The organism is Lachnotalea glycerini (assembly GCF_003201285.1).
GTDB classification, from domain to species: Bacteria; Bacillota; Clostridia; order Lachnospirales; family Lachnospiraceae; genus Lachnotalea; species Lachnotalea glycerini.
Map to the genome: position 1 here is coordinate 91,795 of NZ_QICS01000004.1, position 14,003 is coordinate 105,797.

The 14,003-nt window shown below is 35.4% G+C and carries 14 protein-coding genes, 1 tRNA gene and 1 other annotated feature (1 of these 16 running past the window's edge); all 15 genes read left to right on the plus strand.

The genetic code is table 11. The features are described from left to right. Positions 1 to 62: a binding site (T-box leader), on the plus strand (it extends 143 nt beyond the left edge of the window). A gap of 260 nt (positions 63 to 322) precedes the next feature. Next, positions 323 to 1,762, plus strand: coding sequence for a proline--tRNA ligase (gene proS / locus C8E03_RS10135; protein WP_094377748.1), 1,440 nt, complete (start codon positions 323 to 325; stop codon positions 1,760 to 1,762). Positions 1,763 to 1,808: 46 nt separating this feature from the next. Then, positions 1,809 to 3,149 (plus strand): CCA tRNA nucleotidyltransferase, encoded by a 1,341-nt coding sequence (locus C8E03_RS10140; RefSeq protein ID WP_094377749.1) that lies wholly within the window; start codon positions 1,809 to 1,811, stop codon positions 3,147 to 3,149. Between the two features lie 183 nt (positions 3,150 to 3,332). Further along, entirely contained in the window at positions 3,333 to 4,328 is a 996-nt protein-coding gene (locus C8E03_RS10145; protein ID WP_094377750.1) for a CotS family spore coat protein, read from the plus strand. A gap of 105 nt (positions 4,329 to 4,433) precedes the next feature. Continuing rightward, positions 4,434 to 5,720 carry a hypothetical protein gene (locus tag C8E03_RS10150; protein ID WP_094377751.1) on the plus strand — a complete coding sequence of 429 codons (1,287 nt, stop codon included), beginning with the start codon at positions 4,434 to 4,436 and terminating at the stop codon, positions 5,718 to 5,720. A 61-nt stretch (positions 5,721 to 5,781) separates the two neighbouring features. Continuing rightward, complete coding sequence (locus C8E03_RS10155; RefSeq protein ID WP_110290990.1) at positions 5,782 to 7,515, plus strand: phospho-sugar mutase; 1,734 nt, start codon at positions 5,782 to 5,784, stop codon at positions 7,513 to 7,515. Between the two features lie 19 nt (positions 7,516 to 7,534). Beyond that, positions 7,535 to 8,245 (plus strand): nucleoside triphosphate pyrophosphohydrolase, encoded by a 711-nt coding sequence (gene mazG, locus C8E03_RS10160; protein ID WP_110290991.1) that lies wholly within the window; start codon positions 7,535 to 7,537, stop codon positions 8,243 to 8,245. A gap of 177 nt (positions 8,246 to 8,422) precedes the next feature. After that, positions 8,423 to 8,698 (plus strand): HU family DNA-binding protein, encoded by a 276-nt coding sequence (locus tag C8E03_RS10165; RefSeq protein WP_094377754.1) that lies wholly within the window; start codon positions 8,423 to 8,425, stop codon positions 8,696 to 8,698. Positions 8,699 to 8,856: 158 nt separating this feature from the next. After that, positions 8,857 to 9,096, plus strand: a complete 240-nt coding sequence (locus tag C8E03_RS10170; protein ID WP_094377755.1) for an RNA-binding S4 domain-containing protein — start codon at positions 8,857 to 8,859, stop codon at positions 9,094 to 9,096. Positions 9,097 to 9,187: 91 nt separating this feature from the next. Beyond that, on the plus strand, positions 9,188 to 9,472 hold the full coding sequence (gene yabP / locus C8E03_RS10175; protein ID WP_094377756.1) for a sporulation protein YabP: 285 nt from the start codon (positions 9,188 to 9,190) through the stop codon (positions 9,470 to 9,472). A gap of 7 nt (positions 9,473 to 9,479) precedes the next feature. Next, a complete protein-coding gene (gene yabQ, locus C8E03_RS10180) occupies positions 9,480 to 9,926 on the plus strand; it encodes a spore cortex biosynthesis protein YabQ (protein ID WP_094377757.1) in 447 nt (148 codons plus the stop codon). A 13-nt stretch (positions 9,927 to 9,939) separates the two neighbouring features. After that, positions 9,940 to 10,233, plus strand: coding sequence for a septum formation initiator family protein (locus C8E03_RS10185; RefSeq protein WP_242993492.1), 294 nt, complete (start codon positions 9,940 to 9,942; stop codon positions 10,231 to 10,233). A gap of 47 nt (positions 10,234 to 10,280) precedes the next feature. Further along, a tRNA-Met gene (locus C8E03_RS10190) sits at positions 10,281 to 10,354 on the plus strand. A gap of 242 nt (positions 10,355 to 10,596) precedes the next feature. Then, the gene (locus tag C8E03_RS10195) at positions 10,597 to 12,009 is read left to right on the plus strand and encodes a SpoIIE family protein phosphatase (protein ID WP_094377759.1); all 1,413 of its coding nucleotides are present in this window, start codon (positions 10,597 to 10,599) and stop codon (positions 12,007 to 12,009) included. A gap of 83 nt (positions 12,010 to 12,092) precedes the next feature. Then, positions 12,093 to 13,475, plus strand: a complete 1,383-nt coding sequence (gene tilS / locus C8E03_RS10200) for a tRNA lysidine(34) synthetase TilS (RefSeq protein WP_170122966.1) — start codon at positions 12,093 to 12,095, stop codon at positions 13,473 to 13,475. Beyond that, complete coding sequence (hpt, locus tag C8E03_RS10205; protein WP_094377761.1) at positions 13,475 to 13,996, plus strand: hypoxanthine phosphoribosyltransferase; 522 nt, start codon at positions 13,475 to 13,477, stop codon at positions 13,994 to 13,996. Before tilS ends, hpt begins: the two co-directional genes overlap by 1 nt. The last annotated feature ends 7 nt before the right edge of the window (positions 13,997 to 14,003 follow it).

Sequence of the window (14,003 nt, forward strand, 5' to 3'; positions counted from 1 at the left end):
GCAGAGCTGTTTTAAACAGTTAATTAGGGTGGTACCGCCGATATAGCCTTTCGGTCCCTTTCAGGGGATTTGAAGGGCTTTTTTATGTAATAGGATATTGTGTCCTATTACATAAAAATGCTCCGCAGGATGCGCACGAATGCAAGTGGAAAAATGTCACTGCGTGACAGCATTCGGCGCGGCAAAGCGGCCAAGTCCCTCATGAGTGAAAGATTAGGGAGCTGATGCTGACTTGTCCGCTTTGTTATAGAATGTTGAGTGATTAAAGAAAAAAATAGTTGTATTCTTAGATATTACAAAACTTTGGAAAGGAGCCAAAAATATGGCAAACGAAAAGAAATTGGTAGAAGCAATTACCTCAATGGAGGAGGATTTTGCGCAATGGTATACAGATGTAGTAAAAAAAGCAGAGTTGATTGACTATTCCAGCGTAAAAGGATGTATGGTAATCAAGCCGGCAGGATATGCTATTTGGGAGAATATTCAAAAGGAGCTTGATACTCGATTTAAAGCAACAGGAGTAGAAAATGTATATATGCCGATGTTTATTCCAGAAAGTCTGCTTCAGGTAGAAAAGGATCATGTAGAGGGGTTTGCTCCGGAAGTAGCCTGGGTAACGCATGGAGGTTTAGAACCGTTACAGGAAAGAATGTGTGTAAGACCTACATCTGAAACACTATTCTGCGATTTTTATGCAAAGGATATCCAGTCACACAGAGATTTGCCAAGACTGTATAATCAATGGTGCTCCGTTGTCCGTTGGGAAAAAACAACCAGACCTTTCCTGCGTTCCAGAGAATTTTTATGGCAAGAAGGCCATACTGCACATGCTACAGAAGAAGAATCAGAGGAAAGGACAATTCAGATGTTGAATCTCTATGCAGATTTCTGTGAGAGTGTCTTAGCTATGCCAGTAATTAAAGGAAAGAAAACAGACAAAGAAAAATTTGCCGGTGCTGAATCTACCTATACCATAGAAGCATTAATGCATGATGGTAAAGCACTTCAATCAGGAACCAGCCATAATTTCGGAGATGGCTTTGCAAAGGCATTTGGCATTCAGTATACGGATAAGGAAAATAAGCTTCAGTATGTACATCAGACATCATGGGGAATGACAACCAGATTGATTGGTGCTATCATAATGGTACATGGTGATAACAGTGGATTAGTGCTTCCACCAAGAATTGCACCGACTCAGATTATGATTATTCCAATCCAGCAGAAAAAGGAAGGTGTTTTGGAAAAGTCAGCAGCTCTTAAGGAACAGCTATTAAAGGCTGGATTTAGAGTTAAGGTAGACGATACGGATAAGAGCCCGGGCTGGAAATTCTCTGAAGCCGAGATGAGAGGGATTCCTTTGCGAATCGAAATCGGACCAAAGGACTTGGAGGCAAAACAGTGCGTCATTGTAAGACGTGATACAAGAGAAAAGGTCATTGTTTCTCTGGATGAATTAGAGACAAAAGTTGCTGAAGCATTAGAAACAATGCAAGGGGATATGTTAGAAAGAGCTAGAGCACACAGAGATGCGCATACTTATGAAGCTACTGAGTATGAAGAATTTAATAAATTATTAGATACGAAACCAGGCTTTGTCAAGGCAATGTGGTGTGGAGATGAAGCCTGTGAACTGAAAATAAAAGATGATACAACAGCTACCTCACGCTGTATGCCTTTTAATCAGGAAAAACTTTCAGAAAAATGTATTTGTTGTGGAAAAGAAGCCAAAAAATTAGTATACTGGGGAAAAGCATATTAAAAAAAGTAACTATCGTTATCTAAAATATATAATAAGTGGTGATAGAGTGAGAATAGAACTTCCAAAAAAAGTAAATTGCATTATTAACAGGCTGCTTGAGAATGGATTTGACGCCTATGCAGTAGGTGGGTGTGTCCGTGACAGCATTATGGGAAGAATTCCGGATGACTGGGATATTACTACTTCTGCTACGCCGATTGAGGTAAAAAAAATATTTCAACGAACCATCGATACAGGAATTGCACATGGCACAGTAACTGTTATGCTAGAGCACGAGGGTTTTGAGGTGACTACCTATCGAATTGACGGAGAATATGGGGATAGCAGGCATCCAAATAGCGTTTCTTATACAGATAATTTGCTAGAAGACTTAAAGCGAAGAGATTTTACTCTCAATGCTATGGCATATAATGAGGTAAAAGGAATCGTAGATGTTTTCGGTGGTATGGAGGATATCAAGCATAAAATAATTCGATGTGTTGGAAATGCAGAGGATCGATTTCATGAAGATGCTTTACGAATTTTAAGAGCAGTAAGATTTTCGGCTCAGTTAGGTTTTGACATTGAGGAAAAAACTAAAAAAGCAATTGAGAGGTTTTCCAAAAATCTTACTCATATCAGTGCGGAAAGAATACAGATTGAGCTTGTTAAATTAATAGTATCAAAGCATCCGGAAAAGCTTGAAATGGCGTATGAAACCGGTATTACTAAGGTGATATTACCTGAATTTGACGAAATGATGTTGTGTGAGCAAAACAATCCTCATCATTTGTATCATGTGGGTGAACATACACTAAAGGCGGTTGGGTATATCGAAAACACGAAAGTACTTCGTCTTACTATGCTGTTTCATGATATTGCTAAGCCTAGGACTAGAAAGACGGATAAAGCTGGTTTGGATCATTTTCACGGTCATCCTGAGCTTGGAGTTGAGATGACAAGACAAATTTTAAAAAGGCTTCGGTTTGATAATGATACTTTGAACAGGGTATGTCTTTTGATTCAATATCATGATGTTGATATTATGAATACCAAAAAGGCAGTTCGCAGAGCGATTCATAAAATAGGTGAAGAATATTTTATTGATTTAATTAAGGTAAAAAGAGCTGATATATTGGCGCAGAGCTATTATAAGAGAGAAGAAAAGTTTGAAAATCTTTTGTCAGTTGAGAAGCTTTATTATGAAATTTGTAAGGATGAGGAATGTGTTTCCTTAAAAACTCTGGCCATAACGGGAAAGGATCTGATATCTCTTGGAATCAAGCCAGGTAAGCAGATTGGAGATATTTTAAATGAATTATTAGCAGAAGTGATTGATCATCCAAATCGTAATCATTACGAATATCTGATAAATAAGGCAGTTCAAATGAAAGAAGGGACGGAGTGATTTGCCAAGTAAAAAGGCAAAGCACCTCGTCTTTTTTCATTTAATAGGAAAGTTCTACGAACATCCACAATAAAAAATCAAAATAAATTGTCTCATTACATTTCTTTTTATCTTGTCATGCTTAATTCATAATTCCTTAATGAGCTACATAAGATAGAGAAGAATATTTAATAGGGGGAATCTGTGGTGAGTGATAAGGAGCTTGGTATATGGGAAAAGTATGATGTAAATGTGATTCGCACTTATAAAGGAAGACAAAGTATTATTTGCGAAACAGACAAAGGGTTAAAGCTTGTTAAAGAACTAAATTGCCATAGTCAGAAAATAGACTTTCAAAACTATGTTAAAAGTATGCTGAAAAATTCAAAATTTTATGATATAGATTGCTTTGTGCAAAATAGGGATGGAGAATTAATAACAAAAGATAAGGATGAATCTCTCTACGTGATGAAAGATTGGTTTGAGGGCAGAGAAATTGATGTTAAAAATAAAAATGAAGTATTATTAGCTGTAAATTTACTAGCCTCAATTCATTGCAATATGTTATTAGGGCAATCAGAGAATACACAAAACTATCGATATGAAGATTTAATATTAGAATTTGAGAAGCATAATAAGGAACTAAAAAAGGTTAGAAATTTTATAAGAGATAAAAATAAAAAGTCAGATTATGAAATTTGTTTTATTAATGTTTTTAATATGTTTCAAAAAGATGGAGCTGCCGCTGTTGAGCGGTTAAAGTTGTCAAAATATCATGAGTTGGTTTTAGAGTCAGCAAGGCAAAATACAGTATGTCATGGTGATTATAATCAACATAATGTACTCATTACAAAGAGTTTGCCTGCAATTACGAATTTTGATAAGTGCAGGGTGGGAATTCAGGTTACGGATTTATACAATTTTATGAGAAAAATATTAGAGAAAAATAATTGGGATATTGATCTTGGAAAAAATATGCTGAATACCTATGATGAAGTAAGACATCTAAGTAAAAATGAAATAGAAAATTTGTTGATTCGATTTATTTATCCTGAAAAATTTTGGAAAATAGCAAACCATTATTATAATTCCAATAAAGCGTGGACACCAGTAAAAAATATAGAAAAGCTAGAAATGCTTGCCGCACAAAATAGAATAAAATGGAATTTTTTAAAAGTAATATTTGGCAGTTATATGTAGTAAATGATAAAATAAGATAAAATCATAGAAATGTTTTAGGTTTTCTTTTAAAGCAAATTAGGTTATAATAACCGTAATGATATAGAGAACAAAAGAGGTGATATCGTGTCTGGAAGGGTAAAATTAATGCTTTTTGTTGTAACTGTTGGATTATTAGGCGGATGCCAGAGAGTAAATATAAATAGTCCAAGTACAATTGAGTTAGTAGCTGCAGACAAAAGCATAGCATGGGGGGAAAATTATAATAGTGAAGATTGTGGGGTGTTACTCAATATTGACGAAAGCAGCCAATCGGTCACAATTAAAAGAATAGATTCAGGAGAAAAGTTTACAATTAACTATTCTGGGGCTACCAATATTACCGATAAATATAGCAGTGTGCTGGCAATCAAGCAGGTACAGATCGGTGAAATAATTAATGTTTATTACAATTCTGAGGATAAAATAGCAAGAAAAATAGAGATTTCAGAAGATGCATGGGAATATACCCAGGTTGAGAACTTAACATATGACAGAACAGAAAAAATTATGTATATAGCAGGAGAAAAGTATAAATATGGCGAAAGCCTGACTGTTATCTCAAATGGTGAGGAAAAAGATTTATTAGACTTAAATCCAATTGATATTGTTACAGTGAAAGGCATCAATAAGAAAATCTGCTCTGTCATAGTAACAAAAGGGCATGGATACATTATTCTCGAAAACGAAGACAGTTTTATCGGAGGATGGATTGATGTAGGACAGGAAAGTGCAAAGCCAATTACCGAGGATATGCTGGTGGTAGCTTCTGAGGGAAACCATAAGGTAACCATTGCTAAAGATGGAGTTGGAGGAACAAAAAGCATTGCAGTAAAGCGTTTTGAACAAACCGTGGTAGATGTAGGAGACTTAAAAAGCGAAACACAAAAATCAGGAAGCTTAAAATTTACGATAACACCAAATACAGCATCGCTATATGTAGATGGGGCTAAAACCGACTATAGTGAGCTGGTTGTTGTTGATTATGGAGCACATAGAATTATTGTGAAAGCAGAGGGTTACTCTGATATTTCACAAACTATAGTAGTAGGCAGCAGCTATGCGGAAATAGAAATTAATGCAGAAGACGCTTCTAGCTCAAGTACATCAGATTCAACCAAGGATGCAAGCTCTGACAGTACGACCACAAATTCAACGAAAAGCAGTGGAACAACAAACTCTTCAACAAATGGTACATCAACAGGGGGATTAGGCTCAGGAATTAATCTGCCAGAGATTAATAAAACAGGAGACACAAATTCAACCGGAACAAGTACAGGCAGCAGTTCATTAACGGACACAGATAAAACAACTGACAGTACAAGTCTTTCAAATGTATTAACCGATGCTTTAAATAAGGCATTGAGTGATTAGAATGGAAGCATTGAAAGGGAAGAATGTTTTTCATACATTATGTATTTAAGGAGGAACAAAAATGGATTATAAGAAGAATTATGAGGATTGGCTGCATAACCCATATTTTGATGCAGAAACGAAAGCGGAATTAAAAAGCATAGCAAATAATAATGATGAAATAAAGGAACGTTTTTATGCTGACTTAGAATTTGGTACGGCTGGCTTAAGAGGTATTATCGGAGCAGGTACCAATCGAATGAACATTTATGTGGTAAGAAAAACAACACAAGGACTTGCTAATTATATTAAGAGCGTACAGGGTGAAAATAAGGGTGTTGCAATTGCTTATGATTCACGCAGAATGTCACCTGAATTTGCTGATGAAGCAGCTTTATGCTTGTGTGCCAACAAAATAAAGACTTATGTTTTTGAGAGTCTCAGACCAACTCCTGAGCTTTCTTATGCGGTTCGAAAGCTTGGATGTATAGCAGGAATAAACATTACTGCAAGTCATAATCCCCCGGAGTATAACGGTTATAAGGTATATTGGGAGGATGGCGCTCAGATTACACCTCCTCATGACATTGGTATTATGGATGAAGTAAAAAAAGTAGTTGATTTTAATACGGTTAAAACAATGGACAAGCAATCAGCAAAAGAACAAGGGTTATATGCTGTAATCGGAGAGGACATTGACACTCCATATATTGAAGAGCTTAAGAAAAATGTATTACATTCAGACAGCATTAACGAGGTTCAAAAAGAACTTAGAATTGTTTACACTCCTCTTCATGGAACAGGTAATATTCCTGCAAGAAGAGTTTTGAACGAGCTTGGTTTTGAAAATGTATATGTAGTACCTGAACAGGAGCTTCCAGACGGAGAGTTTCCAACCGTCAGTTATCCAAATCCGGAGGATAAAGCAGCATTTAAGCTGGCACTTGACTTAGCCAAAGAAAAGGATGCTGATTTAGTGCTGGCAACTGATCCGGATGCTGACCGATTGGGTGTCTATGTTAAAGATTCAAAGTGCGGAGAATATATAACACTCACAGGGAATATGTCTGGTTGTTTACTTGCAGATTACGAAATAGGACAGATGAAAGAGTCCAAAGGACTTCCGGTGGACGGAGCTTTGATAAAAACTATTGTTACTACCAATATGGCGGATGCAATTGCTAAGTATTACGACGTTAAATTAATTGAAGTACTGACTGGTTTTAAATTTATTGGACAGCAAATTTTAGGGTTTGAGCAAAGCGGCAAAGGGCATTATCTGTTTGGTTTCGAAGAAAGCTATGGCTGTTTAATCGGAACACATGCAAGAGATAAGGACGCAATTGTTGCTACAATGGCTCTTTGCGAGGCAGCAGCTTACTATAAAACAAAGGGAATGACACTTTGGGATGCCATGATTCAAATGTATGAGAAGTACGGTTATTATAAGGATGATATCAAATCCATCACATTAAAGGGGATCGAAGGCATAGAAAAGATTCAGACTATTCTTGAAACTCTACGAAGTGAAACGCCAAAGAAGATTGGTAATTATACGGTATTAGCAGCCCGAGATTATAAAAAAGATGTAATAAAGGACATGAATACAGGAAAGACTAGTACGACGAGGCTTCCGATATCAAATGTATTGTATTATGAGCTTAGTGATGATGCATGGGTTTGTGTCAGACCATCAGGAACTGAGCCGAAAGTAAAATTCTATTATGGAATTAAAGGCTCATCTTTAGAGGATGCAGAACTCAAATCAGCACAATTGGGTGATGAAGTATTGAAAATGATAAATGCAATGCTATAGATGTAAGTAGGAGTAGAATATGGCAAAATATAGTTTTGAAGAGCTTAGAAATATAATTAAGACTCTGCGTTCAGAAAATGGTTGTCCGTGGGATAAGGAACAAACACATGAAAGCTTAAGGCCATGTATGATTGAAGAGGCAGCAGAATTAGCTGCCTCTATTCGAATTTACAGGGAAACAAAGGATGATACCAATCTGATAGAGGAATTGGGAGATGTACTTCTTCAAGTTATGATGCATAGCCAGATAGCAGAGGAAGAGGGGCGCTTCACTGTAGATAATGTTATAGATGAAATCAGTGAGAAGATGATAAGACGGCATCCCCATGTGTTTTGCGATATTAATGTAGCTGACTCAGAACAGGTTTTAAGAAATTGGGAAGAGATTAAGCAGAAAGAAAAGGAAACTCAAGCGTGGATTACCTCTCCATTAAGAGAAGTTCCGATAGAATTGCCAGCATTAATCAGAGCGCAAAAAGTACTGAAAAAAATGGATTCTGTTTATGGTATTTCACAAAATTTGGAAGAAACAATTGAGAATATTAAACAAAATCTAAATGAAATTGAAGTGCAAAGTGTACAAGATAATAGCAAGCTGGATGAAACCATTGGAAACTTGCTGCTGAACTGTGCAACCATAGCAAAACTTAGTAAAGTACATGGGGAACAGGCACTTACTGATAGGTTGGATGAGCTGATTTTATGCATAGAAGAGCAAAAGAAGGTATAAAAATTAAAAATAGCAGAAAAATACTAATATATGCATGAATTTCCTTGACAAATGGTTCAGAAACGTATATAAATAGAAAAGAGGCAAGTAGCGTATTTGCTTGTTTTATAAAAATTCAATTTTAGTGAATTTAAAATATTAAAAACTATAAGAAAAGAGTTAGAGGAGGAGTTTTCCATGAACAAAGCAGAATTAGTTGCAGCGATTGCTGAGAAAACAGAATTATCAAAGAAAGATTCAGAAAAGGCTTTAAAGGCATTTGTTGACGTAGTTACAGAAGAACTGACAAAAGGTGAAAAAATTCAGTTAGTAGGATTTGGTACATTTGAAGTTGCAGAAAGAGCTGCAAGAGAAGGCAGAAATCCACAGACTGGTGAAGTGATGAAGATTGATGCTTCAAAAGCACCTAAATTCAAAGCAGGAAAAGCTTTAAAAGATATCATCAACGCATAAAAATGATAAAAGGCTGTTGCGAAGCACTGAATTGTGGTTTGCAGCAGCTTTTTATATAATTGGAAATTATTCTGATTTTCCTATTATATAAATTATTCTGTGCAAGATGTTTACCAATATAAGAGGAAGAGTGATATTGTTTTGTAAGGAGAAATAACATGAGATTAGATAAATATTTAAAGGTATCTCGTTTAATAAAGCGCAGAACGGTAGCAAATGAAGCATGCGATGCGGGACGTGTTCTTGTAAACGGTAAGCCTGCCAAGGCTTCCGTTAACGTAAAAGAAAACGATATTATTGAGATACAGTTTGGAACCAAGGCCGTTAAAGTCCAAGTAACAGATGTCCAAGAGACGGTCAAAAAAGATGAGGCAAAAGAATTATACAAATATTTATAATGGCATATTATGATATCCCTCCTAATATAATTTATAAGAATGATGCTAACTTGGAAGAATTCTTATCAATTGATGTAAGGAGGGATATTTAGTGGAAGAAAAACCGATGCCAAAGGCTCACAAGCTTACTTTAAACAATAGAAGGACAGGTATTATCAATGGAGTTTCGGATGTTTTATCTTTTGATATTTCGGAAATATTGTTGGAGACAGATCAAGGCATGCTTATGATAAAAGGGAATGATTTACACGTAAACCGTCTAACTTTGGAGAAAGGAGAGGTGGAAATAGAAGGAAGAATAGATAGCCTTACATACTCTGAAATTGCCGGATATAACAAGCAGGGCGAATCATTCCTTGGAAGATTATTTAAGTAGGTGCAAAATGAGCCAAAATATTATAAATGAGTCATATTTTTTTGGATGTTGTGTATTAACTGGGATTGCAGTAATATCGAGTTATGATTTAATTAGGATATTACGAAGAATAGTAAAGCATGGAGTAATTGCGATTGGTATAGAAGATTTTATCTATTGGGTAGTTTGCGGTTTCTTTGTGTTTCATATTATTTACATTAGAAATGATGGAATCCTCAGAGGTTTTGCTATTTTAGCAATTATTTTAGGAATGCTGATATACAATCTTACAATAAGCAGTCTGCTAGTGAAATACATATCTAAGATATTGAACAAAATAAAGGATTTTTTAACAGCACCCATAAAATGGATTATTAAAATGTGCTCAAAAATATTGAAAAAATATTACAAAGCTGTTAAAATTATGCTAGTCAGACATAAAAAGGAAAGCAAGCAAAAAGGCGAAAGTGGGTGAATGTATGTCTCGTATGAAGCGTAAGCGGAGAAAACAAAATAAATTTGGTATACTGTCCATCAGTGCAGTTGTAATTATGCTACTAGTTGTAGTATCAATCAAGAGTGTAGAGCTTTATGATAAAAACGAACAATACATTCAAAAGGAAACCCAGCTTGTCAAAGAACGTGATGAAGAATTAGATCGGCAGGAAGATTTAGAAGAGTATGCAAAATATGTGGAAACAAAAAAATACATTGAGGATGTAGCAAAAGATAAACTTGGGTTGGTTTATGATGATGAAATAATATTTAAGTCGAAAAATTAACTTGACAAAAAGCAGTGGAATTGGGTATAATGGATTTCGTCAGTTATGGCGGAATAGCTCAGTTGGCTAGAGCACACGGTTCATACCCGTGGTGTCATGGGTTCAAATCCCTTTTCCGCTACTTCGTTGAAGTGTTCCTTTTGGGAGCACTTTTTTTATGTAATAGGAAATGGCGTCCTATTACATAAAAATGCTCCGCAGGATGCGCACTTGTCCTTTGTACTTTCATAAGAAAGACCTTTTAGAGCCTGCAATTGCAATATTTTGTCAAAAACTTTTTTAAATCTTTACAACGTTTTGACAAAGATTTCAGCAAATTATATTTATAATATTCTCACTGCTATTAGGGCGGGAGGGGAATAAATGAAAGCGAATGTAGCTGATGAGGCCGTATTTTTAAATGGGGAGCTTAATAAGGAAAAACTTGTAACGCTTGCTAAAGCATTTGATGAGTTAGCAGCCAGTTTTTCTAGTTTGCCTAAGGGACAGGACAAGCTTTCTGAACAAGAGCTTAATAATATATTCGAGAGTTTGGGAGAAAAATTTTGTAAGGAATGTCCCAAATGTGAACTATGCTGGGAGCAAAACTATTTTAAAACATATCAGACTGCATATGATATTTTGACTAAAATAGATGAAGAGGAGAGCGAAGGCTACAAAGATCTTGAGCATGGTTTTACAAAGGGGTGTATTGCAGCTGCTCAAATATTGGAGGAAACTCGCATTTTATTCCAAAAAGAACGGATGAATTTAAAATGGAATAACAAAATAATCTCAGCAAGAGAAGCGGTTACAGAGCAGTTAAAAGCAATGTCTCAGATAATTATGCAGATAAAGGATGAGGTATGCCTTGTAGAAAAACTAAATGATGCAACCGAGCGAAACATTCGATTTATTCTAAGAAACAATAAAATAATTGTAAAAAATATATTTCTAATCAATCGTACAGACAAGAGAAAGGAAATGCGGCTTACCATAAAAACCAAGAATGGTAGGTGCATTCCAACGAAAGAGATTGCAAATATGTTAGGAAGTATTTGCAACTTGAAATATACGATTGGAAAGGATTGCAAAAATGTAGTGAATGGTGATTGGTATCCTGTCACCTTGGTAGAGGACGTTAATTTCAAAATGCTATATGGAGTTGCAAGAAAGATAAAAGACAATGAAAGGGTATCAGGAGATAACTTTTCTTTCATGGAGGACAAAGAAGGTAAAAAAATTATATGTCTGGCAGATGGAATGGGTTCCGGTCTTAATGCCTGTAGTGAAAGCGAAAAGGTAATTGAACTGATTGAAGAGTTGACAGAGGCGGGTTTTGTAAAAGAAGCTGCAATAAAGATGATAAATTCGCTCTTAGTTGTCAAAGCGGACGAGCCTTTATTTACAACAGTTGATATGTGTGAAATTGATTTATATAATGGTTTGTGTGAATTTGTTAAGGTCGGTGCATCACAGTCCTTTATTAAGCGTAAAAACTGGGTTGAAATGATTGAGGCATCCACACTACCAGCAGGTCTTATCTATGACATTGAAATGAAAGCAATGTCTAAAAAACTGTATGATGGTGACTACATAATCATGGTAACTGATGGTATTATTGATGCATTTGCGCCAGAATGTGGAGAAGAAATGGTAAAGGATATCATTGCAGAAATTGATAGCAATAATCCAAAGGAAATGGCTTCTAGGCTGCTGGAACGAGTATTGGAATATAACAATGGATGCGTGGGAGATGATATGACAATACTGGTTGCCGGAATGTGGGGGAAATAATATTTGATTTTTACAATATATTTTGTTACGATATACAGTACAGTTATAGTAAGCTTTTAGCGTTTGAATGAATGGTGGAATATATGGTAAACAAGGTGCTTAAATATATCGTGGAGAATAGAATGCTTCTTCCAAATGACAAGGTTATTGTTGGGGTGTCGGGAGGGGCTGATTCTGTTTGTCTTTTGAATATTTTGCTGGAGGTTAAGAAAACGATACCAATTACGCTTTATGTTGTACATATCGAACATGGTATACGAGGAATTGAAAGTGAAAAAGATGCCGAGTTTGTTGAAAAAATGGCTCTGCAGTATAAGCTTGTATTTCGCAGATTTTCTTATGATGTTGCAACAGAGGCTAAAAAGAACGGTCTTGGAACCGAGGAGATGGGAAGAATCATAAGGTATCAAGCTTTCGAGAATGTTCGAAAGGAATTTGACTGTAACAAGATTGCGGTTGCGCATAATAAGAATGATAATGCAGAGACAATGCTGTTTAATTTATTTCGGGGAAGCGGCTTAAAGGGGCTTAGCGGTATCTTACCCGTAAGATTTAATATTATTCGTCCTCTGTTGTGTATAGAACGTAAGGAAATAGAGACTTGGCTGGCAGAGCATAACATAGCATACCGTACTGACCAGACTAATTTTGAGGAAGATTATACAAGAAACCGACTCAGACTAAATGTTCTTCCATATGTACAGAAAAATATTAATAAACAAGCACTGACACACATTGACCAGGCTTCTAGAATAATTTATGAGACATGGGAATATTTAGAAGAAGAGACGGATAAGGTATATAGTAAATGTGTTTTACGTAAAGATGAAAATATGGTAATTCGTATTCCGGAGTTTATTCATGTATCAGATGTTATTAAGAAGAATATAATAAGAAAATGTCTTGAAAGTTATCAGAAAGGTCTTAAGGATATTACAAATAAACACATTGATTGTATATTAACATTGGTCAATAATCATACAGGAAAGTCAATTCATCTTCCAAATACCCTACAGGCAAGCCGTGGATATAATGAAATTATTATAGGCTTTAAAAGCAAAGCTTTGTTGTTAGAAAAAGAAGAAATATTGATTCAAGCACCAGGGAGTTATTTATTTATGGGTTATAAATTTGAATTTAGTCTGGAACAGTATGAAAAAAATCAAATTATTCCAGAAAATATATATACGAAATGGTTCGATTATGATAAAATAGGGAATGATTTGCGATTAAGAACCAAAGAAGCAGGAGATTATTTGGTAGTCAATTCTTGTGGTGGTACAAAAAAGTTAAAATCCTATTTTATAGATGAAAAAATAGAAAAAGAGAAACGAGATAGTATCCCATTGCTATGTGACAATAATCATATTATTTGGGCGGTTGGATATCGAATCAGCGAAAAATATAAAATAAGTCTGGATACCAAGAAGGTTTTAAAAGTACAAGTAAATGGAGGAAAAGAATAATGTCTGATAAGATTAGAGTATTAGTGTCGGAGGAAGAGGTCGATAAGAGAATAAAGGAAGTTGGAGAGCAAATCAGTAAAGATTATGCGGGTCAGGAAGTTCATGTAATTTGTGTGTTAAAGGGTGGAGTATTCTTTATGTGCGAGCTTGCAAAGAGAATAACGTTGCCCTTATCTATGGATTTTATGTCTGTTTCAAGTTATGGTAGTGAGAAGCAATCAAGCGGTGTTGTTAAAATTATTAAGGATTTGGATGAATCACTAGAAGGTAAAAATGTAATTATAGTAGAGGATATCATTGATTCTGGAAGAACACTTAGTTATCTGGTTGAAATCTTAAAAAAGAGAAATCCCAAAAGCCTTAAAATTTGTACTTTACTTGATAAACCAGAAAGACGTGTTACGGATGTAACTGTTGACTATGTGGGCTTTAACATACCGGATGAGTTTGTGGTTGGATATGGTTTAGACTATGCACAAAAATATAGAAACTTACCATTTATCGGAGTAGTAGAGGAATAGGGAGCGA

Coding starts and splice junctions, on each gene's coding strand:
- proS (WP_094377748.1), top strand. CDS start 323: ATGGCAAACGAAAAGAAATTGGTAGAAGCAATTACCTCAATGGAGGAG.
- C8E03_RS10155 (WP_110290990.1), top strand. CDS start 5,782: ATGGATTATAAGAAGAATTATGAGGATTGGCTGCATAACCCATATTTT.
- mazG (WP_110290991.1), top strand. CDS start 7,535: ATGGCAAAATATAGTTTTGAAGAGCTTAGAAATATAATTAAGACTCTG.
- C8E03_RS10165 (WP_094377754.1), top strand. CDS start 8,423: ATGAACAAAGCAGAATTAGTTGCAGCGATTGCTGAGAAAACAGAATTA.
- C8E03_RS10170 (WP_094377755.1), top strand. CDS start 8,857: ATGAGATTAGATAAATATTTAAAGGTATCTCGTTTAATAAAGCGCAGA.
- yabQ (WP_094377757.1), top strand. CDS start 9,480: ATGAGCCAAAATATTATAAATGAGTCATATTTTTTTGGATGTTGTGTA.
- C8E03_RS10185 (WP_242993492.1), top strand. CDS start 9,940: ATGAAGCGTAAGCGGAGAAAACAAAATAAATTTGGTATACTGTCCATC.
- C8E03_RS10195 (WP_094377759.1), top strand. CDS start 10,597: ATGAAAGCGAATGTAGCTGATGAGGCCGTATTTTTAAATGGGGAGCTT.
- tilS (WP_170122966.1), top strand. CDS start 12,093: ATGGTAAACAAGGTGCTTAAATATATCGTGGAGAATAGAATGCTTCTT.
- hpt (WP_094377761.1), top strand. CDS start 13,475: ATGTCTGATAAGATTAGAGTATTAGTGTCGGAGGAAGAGGTCGATAAG.